Source organism: Aestuariibaculum sp. M13 (assembly GCF_024723255.1).
In the GTDB taxonomy this organism is placed as follows: domain Bacteria; phylum Bacteroidota; class Bacteroidia; order Flavobacteriales; family Flavobacteriaceae; genus Aestuariibaculum; species Aestuariibaculum lutulentum.
In genome coordinates this window covers 1-23,625 of the sequence record NZ_JANIAC010000003.1, presented here as the reverse complement: position 1 = coordinate 23,625, position 23,625 = coordinate 1, and the positions used below count along the sequence as shown (strand labels likewise).

The window sequence follows — 23,625 nt, the reverse complement described above, 5'->3', positions numbered from 1 at the left end:
TACTTTATGAGGAGTATTTGTATCCTACTTATTTTAACACTTGGTTTTACAAGCTGTAAATCTTCAAAAAGTGCCAGAAAAAAAGATAACCAAGTTGTTATTGATGCCAAACGTGCGTTAAATAATTATGATAATTTAACTACTGAAGTTGAACTTATAAAAACTGAATCTGAAACAATCGAGGAAGACAAAGGTGAAATAAGTAAAGCTGATGCCATTACTAATTATGCCTTACAATTTGAAGGGGTAAGATACAAATGGGGAGGTACAACTCCTGAAGGTATGGATTGTTCGGGACTGGTTTTTGAATCCTTTAGAGCTTACGATATTATATTGCCTCGTATCTCTCGCGATATGGCAAAACTTGGAGATAAGATTCCTTTGAAAAAAGTTCAGGAAGGCGACCTTTTATTTTTTAAAACCGCTAACCGCAGAAATAACATAAACCATGTTGGATTAATCGTTACTACTGATAATGATATTCAATTTATACACGCTACAACCAGAGCCGGAGTTATTGTTTCTAAACTGTCTGAGGACTACTGGACAGATGCCTTTGTAGAAGCTCGTAGAATTCTATAAGTTTTTTCTTATATTTATTGAGTATGAAAATACTCAATTTCACTATAATCAAGTTGACGCTATGCCTCATTGCAGGTATTATCATTGCTTACCTATATGCTTTCTCAATTAATTTAAGCCTGATTTTAGCAATAACAGGACTTGTTCTACTTTTCATTAGCTATGTCATTGCGAAAAATCAATTTCAGAAAACCATCTGGTTTGGATTATTAAGTTACCTAACCATGATATGTATTGGTATATTGACGGCGACACTTCATAATCCAATAAATTCCAAACACCATTACACCAAAACCCTCGACGAAGATTCCATACCTAAAACAACTTTTAGAATTCGGGAAGTATTAAAATCAAACCATTATTACAACAAATATATTGTCGATATTCTTGAACTAAACACCAATCAAGTTTCCGGAAAAATACTTTTGAATCTTCAGAAAGACAGTATCAACAACAAATTACATGTTGATGATATCTATATTACAAAAACAGAATTTAAAAATCTTCCTACTACTTTAAATCCCGGACAATTTAATTACAAAGCTTATCTACATAGGAAATACATCTATCATCAATTCACTGTAAACAATAATGAACTCCTAAAGGTTCAGTCAAAAAACAGGACCATATTTGGTTATGCCGATATACTCAGAAAGCATATCAACATTAAGTTACAGGCATATCATTTTAAACCTGAAGAACTCGCCATAATAAACGCTTTATTTCTTGGACAAAAACAAAATATAAGCGAGGAAGTTTATAGTACTTATGCCAATGCAGGGGTCATTCATATTCTCGCTGTTTCAGGTTTGCATGTTGGAATTATTCTAATGATTTTAAACTTCATCTTAAAACCGATAGAGTATTTAAAATATGGTAATATCTATAAAACACTATTACTTCTTATTCTGCTATGGAGTTTTGCCATTACAGCAGGGTTGTCGGCTTCGGTAACCCGAGCAGTTACTATGTTTAGCGTTTTGGCGATTGCGATAAACTTAAAACGTCCTACCAACATTTACAATACACTAGCATTAAGCATGTTTATTATTCTGTTATTTAAACCTTTATTCCTATTCGATGTCGGTTTTCAACTCAGTTATTTAGCGGTTCTTTCTATTGTTACAATCGATCCTCTACTTTACAATATTTGGACTCCAAAAAATAAAATTCTAAATTTTTATTGGCATACATTAACGGTTACCATTTCTGCTCAAATAGGTATTATTCCTATTAGCTTATATTACTTTCATCAGTTTCCCGGATTATTCTTTATTTCAAATTTAGTCATCATTCCCCTACTTGGGTTTATTCTTGGTTTTGGTATACTGATTATATTTTTAGCTCTTCTGAATGTACCATCAAGTATTTTCAACACCGGTTTTGGTTACCTTATATCCTTGTTAAACCAATTCATTTCGTGGATTGCCAGTCAGGATCAGTTTGTATTCAAAGACATTCCCATCAATATATTTCAAGTTTTTGCTTCCTATTGTCTAATTATTGCAGGCATTTTACTTTACAAAACAAAAAGTTACCATTCGATAAAACTATTTTTGGTCGGAATTATAGGATTACAAATGGCTTTCATTTATACATCACTACATATACCTCATCGAGAATTTGTTATTTTTCATGAAAGCAGGCATACTTTAACCGGAAATACTATTAATAACAAAACAATCTTTAGTACCGATATAGATAGTCTTAATTTATTTGAAAATATTATTAAAGATTATAAGGTCTCAAATCATATAAAAAACGCTTCTACAGATTCTCTTAAACCTGTCTATATACTAAACGAAAAAAGACTAATTATTGTAGATAATATAGGCGCATATCATGTAAAATCTTTCCAACCCGATTATGTATTACTAATACAATCTCCTAAGATTAACTTAATTCGGCTGATAGATTCCATAAAACCCAAAACCATTATTGCCGATGGCAGTAACTATAAATCATATGTAGAACAATGGAAAACGGTTTGCTTAAAACGAAAACTCCCCTTTCACTATACAGGTGAAAAGGGAGCCTTTACTATTTCATATTAAATGATATTTAGCTTTTAAATTCAGGTTTAAACGCCTTATAATAATCGTTAAATTTCTCCTGAGAATCCATGTCTTTATGATCATCATTTTTGAATAACTTCAAATACAACTCTAACTGATTAGGTTGTTGATAACCTCGAATAGGTGCAATTAAATCGCCTTTTTCATCTATAAAAATTATTGTTGGATAGGCACTCACCTGAAAGTATCTTGTTAATTCATGAGCCGAATTACGTCGACTGGCCAATTCTGGTTTATATCCGGGATTTGAAAACGTTTTACCTTTATAACTCACCTGGTCATTGCCTTCTGCATTAAATTTAACAGCATAATAATTCTTATTTACATAATCCGCAACATCGGGATTATGAAAAGTATTTTTATCTAACATTTTACACGGACCGCACCAACTGGTATACACATCCATCATAATCTTTTTAGGGGTTTTCTTTTGAAGCTCTAAAGCCTGCTCCAAGCTTACCCATTTTATTTCCTGTGCTATACCGCTAACTGAAGTTAAAGTAGCTAACAATAATATAAATCCTATTTTTTTCATAACCTTTAAGTATCAAAACCTATGCCTAACTTACAAAAAAAGCTCCGAACACGGAGCTTTTTAAATGTATTTAACCTTTATATTCGATTAACGCACACCGTGCATTAATTTTTTCAATACTGGGTTTAATGCCAGAATTAACAATCCTGCTATTACAGGCACAATAGTAAATATTAAGAAGAACGTAGATAAACTATACTCTTTGGTAATGTTTTCAATTTGTCCACCAACAACAGCTGCCAATTTATTTCCAATAGCAATGGCCAGATACCACATACCAAACATTAAAGCAATCATTCTTGCTGGCACTAACTTACTAACATATGATAATCCAACAGGCGATAAACATAACTCACCAAGCGTATGGAATAAATATGCTAAGATTAACCAGATCATACTCACTTTTACACCTTCCTGAATACCGTAAGCTCCAAACGCTAACAATCCAAAACCAACAGCCATGATAATTAAACCTAAAGCATATTTAGCTGCAGCTGAAGGATTGTATTTACTCTCCCACCATTTCGAGAAGAACGAAGCAAATACGATGATAAAGAATGAGTTTAAAATACTAAACCATGACACAGTAATTTCAGATACATCTGAAGTAAACTCTCTTACTAACATCCAGCCTACAATGGCCCACATACATAAGAAACATACCACCAATACAATATTTGAATACGGGATTTTTTTGAAAGTTTTCTTCCATAAATCGTATAAAACATAAGTGATGATACATAAAGGCACAATGGTTAATATAGCATTAAAGATATTAAATGTTGTTGCCGAATTTCCTGTTAATACACGGTCTACATTATCACGTGCAAATAACACTAATGAAGACGCTCCTTGCTCGAAAGATAACCAGAAAAATACCGTAAAGAATGCAAAAACAATAAAAGCAAGCATACGATCTCTAACAACTGCTGAGTATCTAAAAATACGTCCGATAACCAATACCAGGAACAACACTAAAGCGATTAACACAGCCACATACTGACCTTCAAGTGCACCAACTTTAAACGCCGAAAACATATCAATTCCTGCAATTTTAGACATCGGATCGTTAATAGCATAGCCTAAACCTACAATAGAACAGATTATAATTAACACTTTATCAACTAATGTAAATGGGTTTGGCTTTTCTTCTACCTCTTCCTCATCAACTTTAGCTAAATGGTCGTCGCCATCAACTGTATCTTCTACAAGATGCTTACTTGTTGGTTTCTTTCCTATTTGTCCAAATAAATTTCCTGAGAAAGCAAATTGAAGCGTTCCTAACAACATAAAGATTCCCGCAAGACCGAATCCGTAAGACCAGCCAATTTTTTCAGCTAAATAACCACAAAGCATCATTCCGAAGAACGCTCCGGCATTCACCCCCATATAGAAAATAGTGTAAGCACCATCTTTCTTCTCTGGGTTTTTCTTGTACATTTCTGAAATAATAGATGTAATATTCGGTTTAAAGAATCCCGTACCAACAACTAACAAACCTAATCCAAAATATAAAGAGAATTCGGTTTCTACAGCCATTGAAGCGTGCCCTAAAGTCATGATAATGGCTCCAATGATTACCGCCCAGCGATAGCCTGTTAATTTATCGGCTACAATACCTCCAATAATTGGGGTAATGTATAAAAGCATGGCATATGTACCAAAAAGCGCTCCTGCATTTTCTGCAGACCAACCCCACCCCGGGTTATCGCCAATAATAGAAAATGTTAAAAAGTTAACCAGTAACACGCGCATTCCGTAAAAGGAAAAACGCTCCCACATCTCGGTGAAAAATAATACGAACAACCCTGCAGGATGTCCTAAAACTTTGTCTTTAAAAAGATTTTCAATATCTGTCGTCATATATAATTAATGGTTGATTTAATTCTATTTTATTTTGAAGATCTACTCGTCATGCATTTCGCGCTCGTTGTCTTCTGCCCCGTGGGTTAAAGCTTCCAATTTATTTCTAAACAGCATAACAAGCATACCGAATATTAAACAGAATACAGCAATACCCGTAAAAATGGCATATTCCCCTAAACTTTCAGAAGCTTCTCCTAATAATCCAGCTACTTTATTACCAAAACCTGTCATAGCAAAATAAATACCCATCATTAATGATGCATATTTTACTGGTGCTAATTTCGTAATGTATGATAATGCTACAGGAGAAATACAAAGTTCTCCAATAGTATGGAATAAATAAGCTAACACTAACCAGTACATCGCTGAAGAACCAGCACTCTGATATTGCGCCGCAGCAGCCGTCATAAAGAAAAAGCCTGTTCCCATAATCATTAAACCAATAATCATTTTAAACAGTGATGTAGCTACTTTACCTTGTAATTTACGCTTTGCCCAATAGCCAGCAACAGTTGTTCCTAAGAAAATAATAAACATGGCATTTAAAGATTGAAACCAAGATGCCGGCACTTCCCAACCTAGTAAATTTCTATTGGTATTGTCCATCGCATAAATATTCATTAAACCTCCAGCCTGCTCAAAAGCACCCCAGAATACGATTACTAATAAAAACGAAATAAACAATACAACCACTCTATCCTTTTCAACTTTAGTAAGTGGTTGGTTCATTAATTCTTTATCAGAAGAACTTTCAGAACCTCCCAAAAAGTTTCCAACGTGTTTTAAATGTTTTTGCCCTGCAACATACTGAATAAGCCCTAAAGCCATTCCGATTCCGGCTAAACCAAATCCATAATGCCATCCGTACACTTCACCTACAAAGCCAACAATTAAACTGGCTAAAAAAGCTCCAACGTTAATCCCTATGTAGAAAATAGTAAAACCTTTATCACGTCTTACATCTCCTTGTTTGTAAAGCCCTCCAACCATTGTTGAAATATTTGGTTTTAACATCCCCACACCTGCAATGATTAATCCTAAACCTGTATAAAAGGCCCACATCTGCTCAATAGCCAAAATACTGTGTCCTGCAACCAAAAGAATACCTCCATAAAGTACTGCTTTCTTTTGCCCAAGCATTTTATCGGCAATCCAACCACCAGGAATAGATGCTACATAAACCAACATGGTATACCATCCATATAAAGCTAAAGCCTCGCCGTTAGACCAACCTAAACCAGCATTAGCGCCCTGAGTTTCGGCTACTAAATACAATACCAAAATGGCACGCATTCCGTAGTAAGAGAATCTCTCCCACATTTCCGTAAAAAACAGTACATACAGTCCTATTGGATGTCCAAATAATTCTTTGTGTTTAGTTGTAGTAATTGCGTCTGACATATATTTTGTGTTAGTTATTTAAAAAACTAAGCTGTACGAATACAGCTTAGTTGATTTATTTTATTTTATCTCCTAAATTTTCGTTTAGGAAGTTAGTCATTTTTTTGAAAAGATGTAGCCTCGTTTTTCCACCATAAATACCATGGTTTTTATCCGGGTAAATCGCCCAATCGAATTGCTTATCTGCCTGCACCAAACTCTCTACCAATCTCATGGTATTCTGTACATGCACGTTATCATCTGCAGTTCCATGAACCAATAGAAAATCACCTTGTAATTTATTTACATGATTGATTGGTGAATTATCATCGTATCCACTTGCATTATCCTGAGGTAATCCGTTGTAACGCTCAGTATACACCGAATCGTAAAAACGCCAGCTCGTTACCGGAGCTACAGCAATCGCCATTTTAAAGACATCGCTCCCTTTAAACAAACAGTTACTACTCATAAAACCACCGTAACTCCATCCCCAGATTCCTATTCTGCTTTCATCAACGTATGGTAATGTTGCTAATTGCTTAGCTGCAGCAATCTGATCTTCAACTTCGTATTTTCCCAATTGCTCATAGGTCACTTTTTTAAAGGCTGCGCCTTTAAAACCTGTTCCGCGACCATCAACACAAGCAATAATATAACCTTCTTGTGCTAAATGCTGGTACCAGTAATCGTTATAAGAATTCCAAGTATTAGCTACTTGTTGAGAACCTGGTCCTGAATACTGAAACATTAAAACAGGGTATTCTTTATTAGCATTAAAATTGGCAGGCTTAATCATCCACATGTTTAAATCGTTCCCATTTACATTAATGGTACTGAATTCTTTTGCAGAAATGGTATAGTCTGATAACTGTTCTAGAAGTGCTTTGTTATCTTTTATGTTTTTTACAACTTCTCCTGTCGATGCTTTGTTTAAAGTGTATACCGGAGGGGTTGTTGTATTTGAAAACGTATTAATGAAGTATGAGAAATCGGCACTAAAATCGGCGTTATTTGTTCCTTCTGTTTGTGATAATCGTTTTTTACTACGTCCATTTAATTTAACAGAATAGACATCACGATTAATTGATCCGTTTTCTACTGACTGATAAAAGATTCTATCACTTTTCTCATCGTAACCATAGTAGGCGGTTACTTCCCAGTTTCCTGTTGTTACCTGATTGATTAAATCACCCTTTTTCGAATAGTGATAAATATGATTATACCCATCCTTTTCACTTGTCCATATAAAGCTATTATCCTTTAAAAAGGTTAGGTTGTCTGTAACATCAACATAAGCCTTATCGGTTTCAGCTAACACTAAAGACGATGTGTTTTTTGAAGCATCAATCAACCATAAATCCAATTCGTTTTGCTTTCTGTTTAAATAATGTGCACTTAAAACGTTCACATCGTTGGTCCATTTAATTCTTGGAATATAAAAATCGTTATACTCTTTACTCACCTTAACAGCTTCAATGGCTTTAGCAGATAAATCATATAAATGAAGTGACACTAAAGAATTCGCCTCTCCTGCTTTTGGGTATTTAAACACCTGCTGTGTTGGATACAGACTTTCGCCGTAAACATCCATGGAAAACTCAGGCACATTAGTTTCATCAAAACGAATGAACGCAATTTTTGTTCCATCGGCATTCCACTCAAAAGCACGAACAAAAGCAAACTCTTCTTCGTAAACCCAGTCGGTTATACCGTTTATAATTTTATTCTTAACACCATCTGTTGTTACTTGTGTAGTAGCTCCAGAAGATAAATCTTTAACATAAATATTATTGTTGTAAACATAGGCTATTTTCGAACCGTCAGGTGAAAAGGTTGGTTCCTGAATACGTTCATCTGAAACCGAAATCACAGATTTGTCTTCAACATTATACACAAAGTAATTTCCTAAAACCGAATGACGATAAATAGACTCTTCATTTGTTGCTAAAAGCACTTTAGTTTCATCTGTACTAAATGTGTAATTTGTAAAGTAACTTATCTCCTGAATGTCTTTGGAATCGACAAGCGTTTTAACTTTTTCAAGCGTTTTATAATCGTAAATATCTACCGAAGTTGAACGTGTGCTTCTATCGAAGTTAAACACTGAATATTGCTGACCATTTGCCATAGAATGAAGCACGTCCATACGTTCTGTTCTAAACGTACCATTCCATATTTCTTCAAGGGTAATTTGCTTATTTTGAGCGGTTAAACTTGCTACGAATAGTACGCAAACATAAAACGAGAATTGTAGGTATTTCATTAAAAAAAATATTTATTTCGTAAACAGAGCCCAATTTTACTAAAAATAATATAAAACACCCTTTTTATTAACACTTTAATAACGTCTTTAAATAAAAAAATCGAGTTCAATATTGCATTTAAGTATAGTATCTTTGCGAAACCTATCGCGTTAAAATAAAATATAACGGGATAATAAATAGCAACCAAAAATTCAAGGTTCTCCTTGAAACAGTGATATCTCGATAATCGAGTAAACAAACAACTTATGAGTAAAACAATTGCCGGTTTTTCAAAACTATCAAAATCAAAGAAAATTGATTGGATGGTAGAAACCTATTTTTCAAATGCCGAACAAGCTAAAACGGTATTAAAACAGTATTGGAATACCAACGAAAAATTACAAACCTTACACGACGAGTTTATTGAAAATACCATTACCAATTATTATTTACCACTTGGTGTGGCGCCAAATTTTTTAATAAACGATACGCTGTACACCATCCCTATGGCTATTGAAGAAAGTTCGGTAGTCGCTGCTGCGAGTAAAGCGGCAAAATTCTGGTTAGACCGCGGCGGATTTAAAACAACGGTGATTTCCACAACCAAAATCGGTCAGGTACATTTTATGTACCACGGTAATGCCGAAACGTTAAAAAGCTATTTTGCTCATATAAAACCGAAATTAATTACAGATGCCCAACCCATTACCAAAAATATGGAGAAACGTGGTGGCGGTATTTTAGATATTGAGCTACGCGATAAAACAAACGACATTGCTGGCTATTACCAGCTTCACGCTTCTTTTGAAACGCTGGATGCCATGGGTGCTAACTTCATCAATTCATGTTTAGAGCAATTTGCCAAAACATTTAAAAACGAAGCGCAGTCTTTTGAAGGTTTTACAGAAGCTGAAAAAGACATTCAAATCGTCATGAGTATTCTATCGAATTATGTCCCGGAATGTTTGGTTCGTGCGGAAGTGAGTTGTAAAGTTGAAGACTTAACCGAAAACAAAAACATTTCAGCCGAAGAGTTTGCCTCTAAATTTGTTCAGGCCGTTAACATTGCTGAAATTGAACCTTACCGCGCCGTAACCCACAACAAAGGTATTATGAACGGTATCGACGCTGTGGTTCTGGCTACAGGAAACGATTTTAGAGCCATTGAAGCCTGTGCGCATGCTTATGCTTCGCGCAACGGAAGATACAGTAGCTTATCACACGCTAAAGTTGAAAACGGAATTTTCACCTTCTGGATTGAAATGCCCTTAGCTTTAGGAACAGTTGGCGGATTAACAGGCTTACACCCCTTAGTCAAATTATCTTTAGAATTACTATATCACCCGAGTGCTAAAGAACTTATGCAGATTGTTGCCGTTGCCGGATTGGCCCAAAATTTTGCAGCGCTGCGTTCATTAACTACGACAGGTATTCAGCAAGGCCACATGAAAATGCATTTAATGAATATTCTAAATCAGTTTGAAGCCACTAATGATGAAAAACTGATTTTAACCGAACAGTTTAAAAACCAGACCGTTTCGCATAGTGCCGTAGTTGAAGCTATTGAAACCCTACGTTCTAAAAGTAACTAACTCTATGCAGGAATTTTATAGCAACGGTAAACTTTTAATTTCTGGTGAATATGTCGTACTTGATGGCGCTAAAGCTTTGGCTTTACCCACTAAGTTTGGGCAATCTTTAACCATAATGCCAATAGACGAAACTAAACTCTTCTGGAAAAGTTACAATAATGATAAATCGTTATGGTTTGAAGGTACTTTTGATATTGAAAACGGAACACTAAAAGCGCATCAGGATAACGAAGTTTCAAACAGAATTGTTCAAATTTTGCAGACAGCGCAAATTTTAAACCCCGATTTTTTAAGTTCAAACCAAGGCTATAATATTTCAACAGCATTAACATTCCCAAAAAACTGGGGATTAGGTACATCATCAACCCTTATTAATAATATTGCTGATTGGGCAAAAGTAGATGCCTACGAGTTATTGAAAAACACCTTTGGTGGCAGCGGTTATGATATTGCCTGTGCGCAAAACAATTCAGCTATCACCTTTCAAATAGCACCAAATGGTATCGAGGTAAACCCTTTAAATTTCATTCCTGAATTTAAAGAGCATATTTATTTTGTGTATTTAAATGAAAAACAAAACAGCCGAGAGGGCATCGCTACGTACAACAGCAACAAATCGAATATCGAACCTGTTATTTCTGAAATTAATAAAATAACAGAACTACTTCTTAATTGTGAGTCTTTAACAACATTTGAAGACTTATTAACACAGCATGAAAGCATCATTTCAAAAGTCATCAAGCAACAACCTGTTAAAGACCGGTTATTTCCAGATTATAACGGTGTGGTAAAAAGTCTTGGTGCCTGGGGAGGTGATTTTGTTTTAGTAACTAGCGAAGATGATCCAACAACCTATTTTAAAATCAAAGGTTATCATACCATATTAAGATATCAGGATATGATTCTTTAAAACAAAAAGCGGAACTTTCTAAAGTTCCGCTTTTTGTTTTAATATTTAGCTTTTGGCTTCATTATATAGGAAGCAAGAAAACCAACCAGGAAAATGGCCATGGTGCCAAATACAATGGTTAAATACGTATGGAATGAGGCACCGATGGTGTCCGGTCCGAATATGCGACCAGCAAACGTCATCCATAAGATGACTAAAATTCCGGCAATCATACCAATAATAGCTCCTTTAACATATTTAAATTTTGAGAACATCGCCAAAAGAAACAACCCTAACATACCTCCACTAAAGATGGATGACAATTTCCACCAGGCATCTAAGGCACTTTTTACGTCAATCATAGCTATACCAATACCAACACCTATTAAACCGATAATGGCCGAAGAAAAATACAGCACACGCATATGCTGTTTATTTGATGCATTCTTATTGATATAACGGTTGTAATAATCGGTTAAAAACACCGTTGCCGAACTATTAAAACTTGTTGAAATGGTACTCATTCCTGCTGCAAAAATAGAAGCAATCATTAAACCTGTTAATCCAGGAGGCAGTTCATTGACTATAAAAAAAGGAAATACTCTATCAGCTTTCGCTATATCCTGTAATTCCAAAGGAAGTGTTTCGGCTGAATGATAATACCCAAATAAAGCGGTTCCTATAAACAGAAACAACACAGAAATGGGCAAATAAATTAATCCACCAATTAATGCAGAACGTTGGGCTTCCTTATCAGACTTCAACACCATATAACGCTGTACATAATTCTGATCGATACCGTAATTCTGAAGATTAATAAACACCCCATAAATTAACACCACCCAAAACGTGGGTTCGGTGAAATCCAGTTTAAAACTTCCTAAACTAAATTTATCATATGCTGATCCAATTGTAAAAATTTGCGAGGGGCCTTCCGGCATGCTAAAAAGCATATAAATAATACATCCTAAGGCACCAACTATTAAAAGAATACCCTGAATAGCATCGGTCCATAAAACGGCTGTAATACCACCCAACATAGAATAAACAGCAACAATAATTCCGGTGAATAAAATAATGGTGGCAATATCCCAACCAATAATAGCATTTAGAGTTAATGCCAATAAATAAAGAATAGTACCTACCCGCATGAGCTGCGTTAACAAATAACACAGTGACACATACAAGCGCGCCCAAGCACCGAATCGCTGTTCCATAAATGTATACGCCGATGGACTATTTATTTTTCGATACAACGGCACAAAATATTTAACAGCGATTAGAGTTGCAATGGGTAATGACAAACTAAACACTAAGGCATTCCAATTAGATTGAAATGCATTACCCGGTAAAGCCAAATAACTTATGCTACTCACAAAAGTTGCAAAAATTGACATGGTAACCACCCATCCGGGTATATCTTTATTGCCGACTGTATAAGATTCAGGTGTTTTGTTTCTTTTAAAGAACGAACCCCCAAATAAGGCTATTCCTCCTATGTAAAGAAAAAACACAACAAGATCTATAGAATTCATTAATCTTTCTACATTTTAATTCAGTTGGCAAAAGTAATATCTTTTTAAGTTTAATCTGGTTAGAATTAAACTGTATCTTTTATTTTATAACAGGTTATCTATCTCTGCTTTAATTCTGTTAACACTTTCAACGACCTGAGTCATTTCTTTTTCTTCAAATGTATTGAACGGTGGCGCAATATACGGTTGGATTAGTCCTAATACCGATAAGGCCGATTTTAATCCTTTTAAATAACTTGATCCATAAGATCCAATGGTATAAATTTTTGTTGCCACATCCATTACTAAATTTTGTAACACCCGAATTCGATCGAAATCTCTGGCTATGGTTGCATTATACAATTCAACATACAACTTCGGAAACATATTAGCTCCTCCGTTAACACCTCCACTTCCGCCCATTAAAATGGTTTCGGAAGTAATTTCTTCCGGGCCTACTAATAATGAAAAATCTTCTTTATCTTTTAACACATAACACAACGACTGATAATAAACCGTATTTGCAGAGCTATCTTTTAAGCCGATAATATTTGGGTGTTCGGCTAAACGTAATACCGTTCCGCGATCGATATTTACTTTAGTGTGCGAAGGCATATTATATAGGAACAATGGCAGAGGCAACTGGCTCGCCAAAGCCCAGTAATATTTATATAATTCCTCCTGACCCAAACCATAATAAAACGGTGGCGCAGCCACTACGGCTGTTGCTCCAGCTTTATAGGCTACATCTGCTAAATGTAAACTCTCTTCAATAGCCGTATCGGTAATACCAACAAAAACAGGAATTCTTCCATTTACAATTCTACAAGTTTCGTTAATAAGTAATTCTCTTGTTCGATAACTTAAACTTGTAGACTCTCCGGTTGTTCCCAGAATAAATACACCATGAACACCTCCTGCTATTAAATGTTCTAATAAACGATGAACACTTTCAACGTCTAAAGACAGATTATCTGATAGCAAAGGGGTAACCATAGGCGGCACGATACCCTTAACAATAGTTTGATTGGTTCCTGAAGACATTAGTAATGTTAAATTTATTTGGTTTAGCTTAATTTACAACTAATCTGTGATTAATTACTTACTAATATTACCAATTTAATAACAAAACAATGTTATTATTAATCGATGGTCAATTTTATAAATTTAAAATTAAAGCATAAAAAAGCGGGACAATAACTTGTCCCGCTTTTTTATTTCTATGTTTAAGCTTCTTATTGAATCTGAGTTTCTACTCGGTTATCTTCAATATCTGCAGCTTCTTTTAATGCATTGTATAACTTAGTCGTTACAACATTCATTTTTTGCTGTTCTACACGATTAGCAGCAGCCTGGTAATTTTCTAAAGCTACAGCTGGCTCCACCTTCGTAACCTGAATCATGTAAACTCCATTGTTACCATCAATTAATTCTGATGTCTCACCTTCGTTTAATCCGAATGCAGCACCAACAACTATTGGCTCTCTACCAGCACCCGAAATGGTTGGGTTTTTCATATTGATAGCAGAAGCTGTTCTAACTGATGTATTTTGGCTAGAAGCTAAATCGTCTAAGTTCGTTGCAGATACTTTATCTCTAAGCATTTCAGCCTTTTTCTCCTTACGAATAATTGGTAATACACTTGCAGTTGCTTCTTCAACAGACATCAATCCTTTTTCATGCTTAGCTACTAATTGAGCAAGTACATATCCGTTAGTAACAGAAAAACGTTTAATAGTTCCTACACTAGTACCTTCTTCAAAAGCCCAACGAACAATTTGTCTTTGGTTTCCAACACCTGGAATATTTTCGTCTAAAACTTTAATACCGTTTACTGGTCGTACTACAAACTTCTGAGCTTCGGCTTCAGCATCAAAATCTTTACCGTCTAATACTGCTAACTCAAAGCTTGAAGCATCTCTAAATACTTTATCAATTGTAGCTTCAGATGGCTCAATTCTTCTTGCAATTGTTCCAACCTGAACCGCTTTTTGTTTTTCTTTTAAACCTTCAATTTCGATGATATGGTAACCGAATACGGTTTTAACAACACCTAAATCACCAACATTTCCTTCGAATTCGAAATCGTTGAATTCTGGAACCATGGTGTTGTATGGATGCCAGTCGTAACGACCTTCGTTATCAACACTTCCTTTATCTGAAGAAAATTCAGTTACTAATTCTGAGAATTTAGAACGATCTCCTTTTATTACTGCTAATAAACTATCGGCAGTTGTTTTAGCCTGAGCATCAGTTTGAGTAACTTCTGCACCAGCCATTTGAGCTCCAATAAATGGAATTAAAATGTGTCTTACTTTAGCAGAATCCGGAACTTGTTTAACAGCAACTACTTTAGAAATTTTGTAGTAACCGTTGTCTTTATAAGGTCCGTAAGTCTCACCTGCATTTAATTTAAAAATGCTATCTGCAATAGTTGAAGGAATGCTAGATTTAAATAAGAAACGATTATCGAATTTAATATCTGAATTTGAATTCACAAATCCTTCATCATCCGTTGTGCTTAAAAATCCTTTTACAGTTTCGTTAGCTTTAGTTGTACTGTTGTACTCTTCTTTATCTTTTAAAAGATCAGCTAATTCCCCTTTAATTTCGTTTTCATCTTCAACTGATGCTACTTCATTAAACTGAACAAACTTAATATCTCTTGAAGCTTCTACTTCGTATTTCTTTTTGTTTTTGCTAATGTAGCTTGAAATATCAGATTTAGACACTTCAACTAAACTATCGGCAATCGAGCTGTAAGGTAACTGCACATATTTAATATCTACTTTGTTTCCTTCTAATTTATACTCTAATTCGCCTTCAGCTAAAGTACCTGTTAAACCCGCTTTAACCATGCTAAAGTAGTTTTGTTGTAAAGCATTTGACGAAACCGTTTTTTCATACTCTACCCACTGTGCATAACCTTCAGGAGACGTTTCTTTTAGGTTTGCGATATACTCGTTTAACTTATTTTCATCAAACAAACCTGCTTCATTTAAAAACTCAGGGCTATTAGCCAAAGCTGTTTTTAAAATATCACGCATCTGATCCTTCTCTACAGTAATACCTAACTCCTCAAATTGAGTTTCTAATACTGCGGTTCTTACTTCTTGCTCCCAAACACGGTTCATAACCTGAGTACTGGTTGCGTTTGGACCTAATTGGCGCTGCGCGATTTCTACTTTTTGAAGAAAATCTTCTCGGGTAATCTCTCTTCCATTAATTGTCGCCACTACATTGTCGCTACCTGCAAAAGCACTTCCGCTTTTAAATAAATCTGCTAATACAAAAGAAAATAACGCCAGTGCTATGACTACTATTAAAAATAGGGAGCGTTGTCTAATCTTATTTAAAACTGCCATCTGTAATTAAAAATTTTAAAAAATCCTAGTTGGATTTAGCTTGTTAAGTTCTATATATGTGACTCTCGCACATACGTCGTGGGCGAAAATACTATTTTCTATTTAATAATAAAAGCCCTTAGATGCGATTTAATTAAACATTAATCCTCATCTAAAATTTTAAGCTGAATAAGGTCTATTTTGGTATTGGAAACTTCGATGATTGTAAACTGAAATTTATCGATTTTCACCACTTCGTCCTGTGCAGGAATTTCCTCGGTGTGATTAACAATTAAACCTCCTAAAGTCTCATAATTCTCACCTTCGGGAAGATTTAATTTGTAAGTCTCGTTAATATAATCAACTTCCAAACGTGCTGAAAACGTGTAAGTTTCATCATCAATCTTCTCCTCAATTAAGTCTACCGTATCGTGTTCATCTTCAATTTCTCCAAACAGTTCTTCAACAATATCTTCAACCGACATAATCCCTGAAGTTCCCCCATATTCATCAAGTACTACGGCTATGCTTTTTCGCTTTTTAATAAGCACACTTAGTACATCTTTAATAAGTACTGTTTCCGGAACAAATTCTACCGGCAAGACCATGGCCTTGATATTTTTTGGTTTTTTGAACAATTCGAACGAATGCACATAACCAACAATGTCGTCTATAGTTTCTTTGTAAACCAAAATTTTAGTAAATCCGGTTTCGGTAAATAAACTGCTTAAATTTTTAAGAGAATCGTTAATTTCGATAGCCGTAATTTCGGTACGAGGCACCATAACCTCGCGGGCTTTAACTTCGGAAAATTCCAGAGCATTTTGAAAAATCTGAATTTCAGAATCGACTTCTTCATGCTCTTCAACCGATTCCATTTGCTCACTAATATAATTCCCCAGTTCTACTTTTGTAAACGCCAGCTGAATCTGGTCGCCTTCGGTTTTAAACACATGTTTTAATACGAAATCGGAAATCCAGATAACGAAATCGGATATAAAACTAAACAGGATATAAAACACATAAGCCGGAATGGCTAAGGTTTTAATTAAGGTGTTGGCGTAAATTTGAAAAAATACTTTCGGTAAAAATTCTGCCGTAATTAAAATAACCAATGTTGAAATTATAGTTTGCGTTAACAAACTAAAATCGTCTAACATGACATTTACAAAATTATATGGCGATGGCAGCAAGGACTGAAACCATTCCACCAATAAATCGCCCATAAAAAACCCGTAAATAACCAAAGCAATATTGTTACCAATAAGCATGGTTGCAATAAACTTCGATGGTTTTGCGGTAAGCTTTTTTAAGACGTTGGAAAGCAAGCCTTCCTGCTTTTTCTCAATTTCAATGTGAATTTTATTCGAAGACACATAAGCAATCTCCATTCCTGAGAAAAAAGCCGATAGTAATAATGAAACAATTATGATAACAACATAAATGCTCATCTATTTTCTGTTGTTTTTATTACTGTATTTATTTGCAAACTTTCTTCTGAAGAAAAAGATAAAAATCGCTAAACCGGCTAAGGCGAAAGACACATAGGCCCCATTACCTTTTCCTAATTTAGTTATACCATCGTAAAGGAATAACACAGCGAAAACCAGATATGCGTATTGAAAAATTTTAGAAAATGTCATAAAGTTATATTATATCTCCAATGCATCTTTTAGTAAAAACACACCGGAGTTTTTGTTAATTTTTATAATGTAAAGATAATTAAATTTGAAGTAAGCCGAATTTTAATTTCAGGAGATTAAAGAAAATCTAATCTTCTACAGTAATGATACCTGTTACTTCAAGTACCTCGGCATTTGTGAATTTGGAATTCGAATCGAAACCATTACCATTAATAATATCTACTTCAGAAGCAAAAGTTACAGGTTTATTGGTAAACAACCATTCTTTCTTTTGATCGTAATACAACTGATTGGTTTTTAACTCTCGATTATCAACCGTGGTGATAACCACATTCCCCTGTAAATCGATTAAATCGGTCTTACCGTAAACTATAGCATAATCGGCAACAACGGTACTTTTCTTATTGTTTTCGTCATACAAATACAAGGTAATACCATCTTGAAATTCATTAAATGGAAAATCACGATTACTATAATCCAGCATTTTTGCACTTAACAAATTGGCTGTTACACGACCAGAATCGGTATATTTTAAATTAATATGTTCCGCAACACCCATAGGTTCGTTTTCAGACATCCCTATTTGCTGCACTTCATTATAACTGTTGTTACATGAAAAAAACATAGTCACCGTAAATGCGGTGACTATGTAGAATATTTTATTTAATTGTTTTGTACTCATTAAATATTTGGAACAGTTACAGAACCATTAATCCAACATCCGATGTTAATTACTTTTCCTGAGCATCCACAACTGAAGATTTCAGATCTCTGTGGAGCTTTAGCATTGTAACTTGCTACAGACTGTGCAGAAGCTTTCTTTAAAGTGGCATCTACATTTCCTGCTTTAGCTGCTTCCTGAGCTGCTAACCAGTAAACCGCTCTTTTGTTAAATGGTGTATCTCCACAACTATTAGCACTTGCAGCATACATAGCGGCGATAGCTAAATACGGACGACCGTTAGATGGGTTTAATTTTAGAGCTTCACGGAAATAGTTTCTTGCCTGACCAAAACTTCCAGACTTTTTAAATTTATCACCTACTCTATAGTATAATTTAGATTTTTTGTAATTATCTGTTTCTAAATTAATAGCTTGTTGATAAAACTTAACGGCCTCACTTGATTTTCCTTCTTTATCTTTAAGAACCCCTAAATAATAAGCAGAGTTCGCTGAAGGATTTAATTCGTGTTGTGCATTTACCAACTTAACAAATAGCGGGCTATCTGTACAGTCTTTCTCGTACATTTTAGCTACGGCTCTACGCACCCAGGTTTCATTAGTTTTGTTAGCTTCAAAGTCTTTTTCGTATAAAGGAATCAAGTTGTCGCAGTTTGCACGATCACCTAATTTTTTATCCATTCCTGCTGAAATTATATCGTAATTCAACAAATAACTTTCATAATACTTTTTATAAGCTGGTTCATTTCCTGACAAAGGAGTACCCGCCTCTTCCTTTTCGATAAGTGGATTTAACTTCGCTGAGTAGTTTTCTACTTCACTGTCAATTTTTTCAACAATATCATCATACTTATCAAATAACTCGCCTGCACTTTTCTTTTTAGCATCATATAAATCTACCATTAAAGAAAAGTAAGTATATAAACTTTTAGGGTTTGTAAACGTTGCTTTGTCTAATTTATAAGCAGCATCAAAACAGTTGTATAATTCCTCATCTGTTTTGTTTAAAATTTCTCTGTTGTCATATTGTAACTGACACGCTTTTGCTGCATACTCTCCCTTTGGTGTTTTGCTTGGAAAATTTTCTGCGCGTTGCTCATATAACAATACTAAATCGTTAATAAAAGCCGATTTTTCTGCCCCTTGAGCTTTTTCTATTTTAGCTTCCAAGATTTTTTCACCATCGATATAAATGGCATTATTAAACTTCGGGCATTTGTTTCTTACAGCCATCCAAGGCTCGTAAGCTGCATCATAATTTTTTGCCTTTACATACTCATGGAATATAGAAAGCTTAGTCATACATTCCTCATCCTGTTGTGCAAACCCAGTGAAGCCAACAAGTAATAACGCAAATAAAAATGTAAATTTCGTCTTCATGTTTCTTAATTTTTCTCTTTTCTGTTAGTCATATTTCCTTTTCTGAAACCATCTATCGTTCAAAGATAAACTTAATTGGAAATTAATAAAATTCTCTTGTATTAAATTGCTGTTAGTTGTTCCTCTTTTACCCAGTTCTAGACCTAAGTTTGCATTAGAGAAAAATGTACCAACTGGTAATCCTACTCCAAAAGATATGCCAAACTCGTTTATAGACTCATCTTCAAACTGTAAACCTGTATTCTCAAAATGCATTCCGGCTCTATAGGTTACTCGTTTAAAGTAATGATTGAATGAATTATATTGTGGAATATAAAATCCTCCAATGGTATACTTTTTAGAATCTTCGTAAGTTGAAGCTGCTGTTCTGTATAGTGAATTTGAAAATTTACTAGAACTTAAAAATTCGGTTTCAATACCTACAAACCATTTTAAAGGCTGACCAATTCCAGCTCCAAACGATAATTTTGAAGGCATCGTTAAATCTGTATTTTTCAAACCGTCTTCCTCTAAATCTTCTTCTATGGTATCTACAACATATTCCTGTCCTGTACTAGACAAGGTAATGGTAGAATACGAGCGTTCGTTTTCTGATGCCAGATCACTCTGCGGCGTATAAGTCAAGGCTGAAACAAATTCCAGCTTTTCATTTAACATGGTTTTATAGTTCACCCCAAGGTTTACATTTAAACCACTTAAATCTGATCTGTTATTTTCTCTGGACTGATATTGCGTTGGAATATCATCATCATCATAATTATAAACTATTGTGCTGTTTTGAATGTTACCAAAGTTATACTGAACATCAACACCAACATTTAAACCTTTGCTTATTTGATAACCTAAGCCCATGAAGACTTTGTTTAAACCACCTTCGCCTCTAAATCTATGAGAAACACCTTTATCACTCAAAGATTCTAATTTATAACCCACCGATGTATAAGGCATCAAACCAAAACCTACACCAAATTTTCCCATTGGGATATTCATGGCTAAATAATCGAATGTTGTTGACGATGTTTTATCGCTACCTGAGTTACTTTTTAAGTTAATACTTGAATAAGTACCTCCTACAGTATATTTAACAAGACTGCTACCATCGTTAAGACCTTCAAAATTATTTCCGGCATACGACGCTGGGTTTCTTAAGTTAACATGTATACTATCTGAATAAATACTAAGGCCTCCCATGCTTCGATTTTCTACAGTACCTTTAAATTTTAAGCTACCAATACCGTAAAAAGAATATGGCGAGGCTGTTCCCTCTTGCCCGTAACTTTTAATTGCAATAACTGCAATAAAAATTAATACAAGTTTTTTAATCATTCGTTTGAATTAAATTGTAATATTTGATTTAAACCTTCTAAAAGAAAATTCAGGTTGACAAATATGGTACTTTTTAATTGTTTAGACAAGAAATTACAATCGCCCCCTGTTAAAATAACTGTTAAATCTGAATATTTTTCTTGATAATTAAGAATAATTCCTTCGATTTCATTTAAAACGCCATAAACAACTCCGGAATGTATTGAATTTATTGTTGAATCTCCTATGATACTTTCAGGCATCTCTGTATCTAATAACGGTAAATTAGCCGTTAAATTATTTAAAGACTTGTATCGCATTCTTAACCCTGGAGAAATGGCGCCACCTAAATATTCATTTTCCGATGTAATAAAATCGTAAGTGATGCAAGTACCTGCGTCAATGATTAACGTATTCGTATTAGGAAATTCGGTTACTGCAGCACACACCAACCCGATACGGTCGACACCTAAAGTCTTAGGTGTTTGATACCGATTTGTGAATGGTAAATTGGTAGTACTGTCAATTACCAACAGATTAAACATGCTTTTTATCTCTTCAATTGTATCTGTTTCTAATTTACCGACAGAAGACACTATTGCCCGTTGTATATTTGTATAAGTACGCTTTAAATCTTTTAGAGCTTCTAGAATTATCGATAGATCAACAACCTCTTTCTCTATTAACCTATTTTCACTAAAAACAGCTAGTTTAACCAGCGTATTCCCCACATCTATTACTAAATTCATCTGTTTTATTAAAACCGTAAATTTACAAAACAAGAATTAATAAAATTTATTTTTTCATACACCTCTGATTATAAATCAGATAACAAACAAACACATAAAAACCATATTTTTTTTCAGTTTTTTCTTGGTGAACATATAAAAAGATTATAAATTTGCAACCGCTTAACAGAGGTACCTTAGCTCAGTTGGTAGAGCAAAGGACTGAAAATCCTTGTGTCCCTGGTTCGATTCCTGGAGGTACCACTACAAAAATCCTGAAACATATGTTTCGGGATTTTTTGTTTTTATAGGTTAACTTTTTATCTAGATAGGTTATTTGTCTAAATTCTGAATTCCTCAGATATCAGAAAAAATAAAGATATATTAACCCCTTGAAGTCCTTTTATCATGAAAAGGGAAGAGTGTACACAAACAACGAGTATGCCCTAAGAAGTTAAAAGTATTTATAATGGTCTATATTTATTTCCACCAACATCCCTGATTTACAACACAAACGACAATCGTAAAGTTTAAACTAATAAAAACTACAATATCTTTTCACTTTTCTTTTGGTGAAAAGTTAAAAACCATCTATATTTGCCACCTCTTAAAAGAGGTACCTTAGCTCAGTTGGTAGAGCAAAGGACTGAAAATCCTTGTGTCCCTGGTTCGATTCCTGGAGGTACCACTACAAAAATCCCGAAACATATGTTTCGGGATTTTTTGTTTTTATAGGTTAAATTACAATGCTTAAAACCGCATTGGATGATTAGTTTTAAATTTGAATAGGTGTTATATCTAAATAAACGCTTTTAACAAAAAGAAGCTCAGCAATGTGTTCTAGGTTCAAGGACAAATTATCTTAAGATCAACTCAGACAAATAATTTAAGTTAGACGAATTTACCTTAATTAAAAAATTACTTCCTTGAACTAATTACCGAATTAAATATCTTAAAAACGCATAAAATTAATCTTCTGAGACGATCTTAGTTATGACTATAAATTCTCCTTAGAATCTCTCACAATCATTTCTATTACCAATAACTAGAACTTCACCTTAACATACGAGATTTAGCCTTATGATTGAATAACTAGTCAATTAATTTCAAGTACTCTACTGGAACTTCTAACAACTCTTGATAACACCAACTATTAGGACAATCATTATTTAATTTTGAGTGTTCTGCTATTCGTATAGTTACCGTACCATCTCCATTATCTGTTCCTGTGTAAACTTCGCCGATTGCAAAAGTACGTTCTGTTATCCCTATCACACCTCCTACCGTTACTTGTGCAGAATACTCTACTATAAACTCGAACCTCTCTTTCGACGTTTCGCTATCGGAACTACATGAGTTGAAAACTAAAGAAATAATAAGCAGAATATAAACCTTTTCATTACCTACTTTTTATTAATAGATACAAAATTCCTACAAAGGTTGCGTTTAGAATCTAATTTTATTTAACTTTTATATTAAACTAAACTTAAAAGTCATGTTTAAACTGGAAGAAATAATCGCTAAGACAATTACAGCGTTCACAAAATAATCTTTACGAAGCATAATAGTTTAGAACATTATAAAATCATGATGGTGTAACGCCTACCGAAACACCAACAAATAATTCCTACAAAATCTAATAATTAGGTTTATTTGAGACAACAAAATCATTAGAACTAAAATAAAGTGAAGAAGTATAAAACAAAAAAATCCCCAACAAATTAATGTTGAGGATTTCCAAAAAAGGCAACGACCTACTCTCCCACAAATGGCAGTACCATCGGCGCTAACGGGCTTAACTTCTCTGTTCGGAATGGTAAGAGGTGAGCCCCGTCGCTATAATCACCTTAAATTTTAGGTTGTTG

At 34.4% G+C, this 23,625-nt stretch carries 18 protein-coding genes, 2 tRNA genes and 1 rRNA gene; 6 read left to right on the top strand and 15 right to left on the bottom strand.

Translation table 11 applies throughout. The features are described 5' to 3' along the window. Window positions 1-6 precede the first annotated feature (6 nt). Together NO995_RS11315 and NO995_RS11310 are read left to right on the top strand one after the other, a co-directional pair. On the top strand, window positions 7-582 hold the full coding sequence (locus NO995_RS11315; protein ID WP_258227623.1) for a C40 family peptidase: 576 nt from the start codon (window positions 7-9) through the stop codon (window positions 580-582). Between the two features lie 23 nt (window positions 583-605). Beyond that, complete coding sequence (locus NO995_RS11310; protein WP_258227622.1) at window positions 606-2,636, top strand: ComEC/Rec2 family competence protein; 2,031 nt, start codon at window positions 606-608, stop codon at window positions 2,634-2,636. Between the two features lie 7 nt (window positions 2,637-2,643). On the opposite strand, the gene NO995_RS11305 is transcribed toward NO995_RS11310, so the two are convergent. The 4 genes from NO995_RS11305 to NO995_RS11290 all read right to left on the bottom strand — a co-directional run bounded on the left by NO995_RS11305 (window position 2,644) and on the right by NO995_RS11290 (window position 8,704). Continuing rightward, window positions 2,644-3,192: a thioredoxin fold domain-containing protein gene (locus NO995_RS11305; protein ID WP_258227621.1), complete on the bottom strand. Its 549-nt coding sequence runs from the start codon at window positions 3,190-3,192 to the stop codon at window positions 2,644-2,646. Window positions 3,193-3,279: 87 nt separating this feature from the next. Then, window positions 3,280-5,055 (bottom strand): peptide MFS transporter, encoded by a 1,776-nt coding sequence (locus tag NO995_RS11300; RefSeq protein ID WP_258227620.1) that lies wholly within the window; start codon window positions 5,053-5,055, stop codon window positions 3,280-3,282. A 42-nt stretch (window positions 5,056-5,097) separates the two neighbouring features. After that, window positions 5,098-6,459: a peptide MFS transporter gene (locus tag NO995_RS11295; protein WP_258227619.1), complete on the bottom strand. Its 1,362-nt coding sequence runs from the start codon at window positions 6,457-6,459 to the stop codon at window positions 5,098-5,100. A gap of 55 nt (window positions 6,460-6,514) precedes the next feature. Beyond that, a complete protein-coding gene (locus NO995_RS11290) occupies window positions 6,515-8,704 on the bottom strand; it encodes a S9 family peptidase (RefSeq protein ID WP_258227618.1) in 2,190 nt (729 codons plus the stop codon). Between the two features lie 246 nt (window positions 8,705-8,950). Here NO995_RS11290 and NO995_RS11285 point away from each other — a divergent pair, with 246 nt between their 5' ends. Both NO995_RS11285 and NO995_RS11280 read left to right on the top strand, forming a co-directional pair. Further along, window positions 8,951-10,276, top strand: coding sequence for a hydroxymethylglutaryl-CoA reductase, degradative (locus NO995_RS11285; protein WP_258227617.1), 1,326 nt, complete (start codon window positions 8,951-8,953; stop codon window positions 10,274-10,276). Window positions 10,277-10,280: 4 nt separating this feature from the next. Further along, window positions 10,281-11,186 (top strand): GYDIA family GHMP kinase, encoded by a 906-nt coding sequence (locus NO995_RS11280; RefSeq protein WP_258227616.1) that lies wholly within the window; start codon window positions 10,281-10,283, stop codon window positions 11,184-11,186. A gap of 38 nt (window positions 11,187-11,224) precedes the next feature. On the opposite strand, the gene NO995_RS11275 is transcribed toward NO995_RS11280, so the two are convergent. The 9 genes from NO995_RS11275 to NO995_RS11235 form a co-directional block, all read right to left on the bottom strand. Next, entirely contained in the window at window positions 11,225-12,700 is a 1,476-nt protein-coding gene (locus NO995_RS11275) for a sodium:solute symporter (RefSeq protein ID WP_258227615.1), read from the bottom strand. Between the two features lie 84 nt (window positions 12,701-12,784). After that, entirely contained in the window at window positions 12,785-13,723 is a 939-nt protein-coding gene (locus NO995_RS11270; protein WP_258227614.1) for a dihydrodipicolinate synthase family protein, read from the bottom strand. A gap of 191 nt (window positions 13,724-13,914) precedes the next feature. After that, a complete protein-coding gene (locus NO995_RS11265) occupies window positions 13,915-16,044 on the bottom strand; it encodes a SurA N-terminal domain-containing protein (RefSeq protein WP_258227613.1) in 2,130 nt (709 codons plus the stop codon). Window positions 16,045-16,184: 140 nt separating this feature from the next. Beyond that, window positions 16,185-17,474 carry a hemolysin family protein gene (locus NO995_RS11260; protein ID WP_258227612.1) on the bottom strand — a complete coding sequence of 430 codons (1,290 nt, stop codon included), beginning with the start codon at window positions 17,472-17,474 and terminating at the stop codon, window positions 16,185-16,187. Next, window positions 17,475-17,666, bottom strand: a complete 192-nt coding sequence (locus NO995_RS11255; protein ID WP_240574649.1) for a hypothetical protein — start codon at window positions 17,664-17,666, stop codon at window positions 17,475-17,477. A gap of 127 nt (window positions 17,667-17,793) precedes the next feature. Next, window positions 17,794-18,348: an LPS export ABC transporter periplasmic protein LptC gene (gene lptC / locus NO995_RS11250; protein ID WP_258227611.1), complete on the bottom strand. Its 555-nt coding sequence runs from the start codon at window positions 18,346-18,348 to the stop codon at window positions 17,794-17,796. Then, the gene (locus NO995_RS11245; protein ID WP_258227610.1) at window positions 18,348-19,727 is read right to left on the bottom strand and encodes a hypothetical protein; all 1,380 of its coding nucleotides are present in this window, start codon (window positions 19,725-19,727) and stop codon (window positions 18,348-18,350) included. Before NO995_RS11245 ends, lptC begins: the two co-directional genes overlap by 1 nt. A gap of 24 nt (window positions 19,728-19,751) precedes the next feature. Further along, a complete protein-coding gene (locus NO995_RS11240; protein WP_258227609.1) occupies window positions 19,752-21,053 on the bottom strand; it encodes a hypothetical protein in 1,302 nt (433 codons plus the stop codon). Then, on the bottom strand, window positions 21,050-21,781 hold the full coding sequence (locus NO995_RS11235) for a type III pantothenate kinase (RefSeq protein WP_258227608.1): 732 nt from the start codon (window positions 21,779-21,781) through the stop codon (window positions 21,050-21,052). Before NO995_RS11235 ends, NO995_RS11240 begins: the two co-directional genes overlap by 4 nt. 170 nt (window positions 21,782-21,951) lie before the next feature. Between NO995_RS11235 and NO995_RS11230 the strand changes: the two genes are divergently transcribed. Together NO995_RS11230 and NO995_RS11225 are read left to right on the top strand one after the other, a co-directional pair. Next, window positions 21,952-22,024, top strand: a tRNA-Phe gene (locus NO995_RS11230). Between the two features lie 351 nt (window positions 22,025-22,375). Beyond that, window positions 22,376-22,448: transfer RNA gene (locus NO995_RS11225), tRNA-Phe, on the top strand. Between the two features lie 404 nt (window positions 22,449-22,852). On the opposite strand, the gene NO995_RS11220 is transcribed toward NO995_RS11225, so the two are convergent. Together NO995_RS11220 and rrf are read right to left on the bottom strand one after the other, a co-directional pair. Then, on the bottom strand, window positions 22,853-23,035 hold the full coding sequence (locus NO995_RS11220) for a hypothetical protein (protein WP_258227607.1): 183 nt from the start codon (window positions 23,033-23,035) through the stop codon (window positions 22,853-22,855). 466 nt (window positions 23,036-23,501) lie between these two features. Next, window positions 23,502-23,610: ribosomal RNA gene (gene rrf, locus NO995_RS11215) — 5S ribosomal RNA — on the bottom strand. Window positions 23,611-23,625 lie beyond the last annotated feature (15 nt).

What these genes read in the sequence shown, in the direction of transcription:
- NO995_RS11260 (WP_258227612.1), bottom strand. Translation starts at nt 17,474, where the DNA reads ATGAGCATTTATGTTGTTATCATAATTGTTTCATTATTACTATCGGCT.
- lptC (WP_258227611.1), bottom strand. Translation starts at nt 18,348, where the DNA reads ATGAGTACAAAACAATTAAATAAAATATTCTACATAGTCACCGCATTT.
- NO995_RS11270 (WP_258227614.1), bottom strand. Translation starts at nt 13,723, where the DNA reads ATGTCTTCAGGAACCAATCAAACTATTGTTAAGGGTATCGTGCCGCCT.
- NO995_RS11315 (WP_258227623.1), top strand. Translation starts at nt 7, where the DNA reads ATGAGGAGTATTTGTATCCTACTTATTTTAACACTTGGTTTTACAAGC.
- NO995_RS11240 (WP_258227609.1), bottom strand. Translation starts at nt 21,053, where the DNA reads ATGATTAAAAAACTTGTATTAATTTTTATTGCAGTTATTGCAATTAAA.
- NO995_RS11310 (WP_258227622.1), top strand. Translation starts at nt 606, where the DNA reads ATGAAAATACTCAATTTCACTATAATCAAGTTGACGCTATGCCTCATT.
- NO995_RS11265 (WP_258227613.1), bottom strand. Translation starts at nt 16,044, where the DNA reads ATGGCAGTTTTAAATAAGATTAGACAACGCTCCCTATTTTTAATAGTA.
- NO995_RS11280 (WP_258227616.1), top strand. Translation starts at nt 10,281, where the DNA reads ATGCAGGAATTTTATAGCAACGGTAAACTTTTAATTTCTGGTGAATAT.
- NO995_RS11235 (WP_258227608.1), bottom strand. Translation starts at nt 21,781, where the DNA reads ATGAATTTAGTAATAGATGTGGGGAATACGCTGGTTAAACTAGCTGTT.
- NO995_RS11255 (WP_240574649.1), bottom strand. Translation starts at nt 17,666, where the DNA reads ATGACATTTTCTAAAATTTTTCAATACGCATATCTGGTTTTCGCTGTG.
- NO995_RS11285 (WP_258227617.1), top strand. Translation starts at nt 8,951, where the DNA reads ATGAGTAAAACAATTGCCGGTTTTTCAAAACTATCAAAATCAAAGAAA.
- NO995_RS11275 (WP_258227615.1), bottom strand. Translation starts at nt 12,700, where the DNA reads ATGAATTCTATAGATCTTGTTGTGTTTTTTCTTTACATAGGAGGAATA.
- NO995_RS11300 (WP_258227620.1), bottom strand. Translation starts at nt 5,055, where the DNA reads ATGACGACAGATATTGAAAATCTTTTTAAAGACAAAGTTTTAGGACAT.
- NO995_RS11245 (WP_258227610.1), bottom strand. Translation starts at nt 19,727, where the DNA reads ATGAAGACGAAATTTACATTTTTATTTGCGTTATTACTTGTTGGCTTC.
- NO995_RS11290 (WP_258227618.1), bottom strand. Translation starts at nt 8,704, where the DNA reads ATGAAATACCTACAATTCTCGTTTTATGTTTGCGTACTATTCGTAGCA.
- NO995_RS11305 (WP_258227621.1), bottom strand. Translation starts at nt 3,192, where the DNA reads ATGAAAAAAATAGGATTTATATTATTGTTAGCTACTTTAACTTCAGTT.
- NO995_RS11295 (WP_258227619.1), bottom strand. Translation starts at nt 6,459, where the DNA reads ATGTCAGACGCAATTACTACAACTAAACACAAAGAATTATTTGGACAT.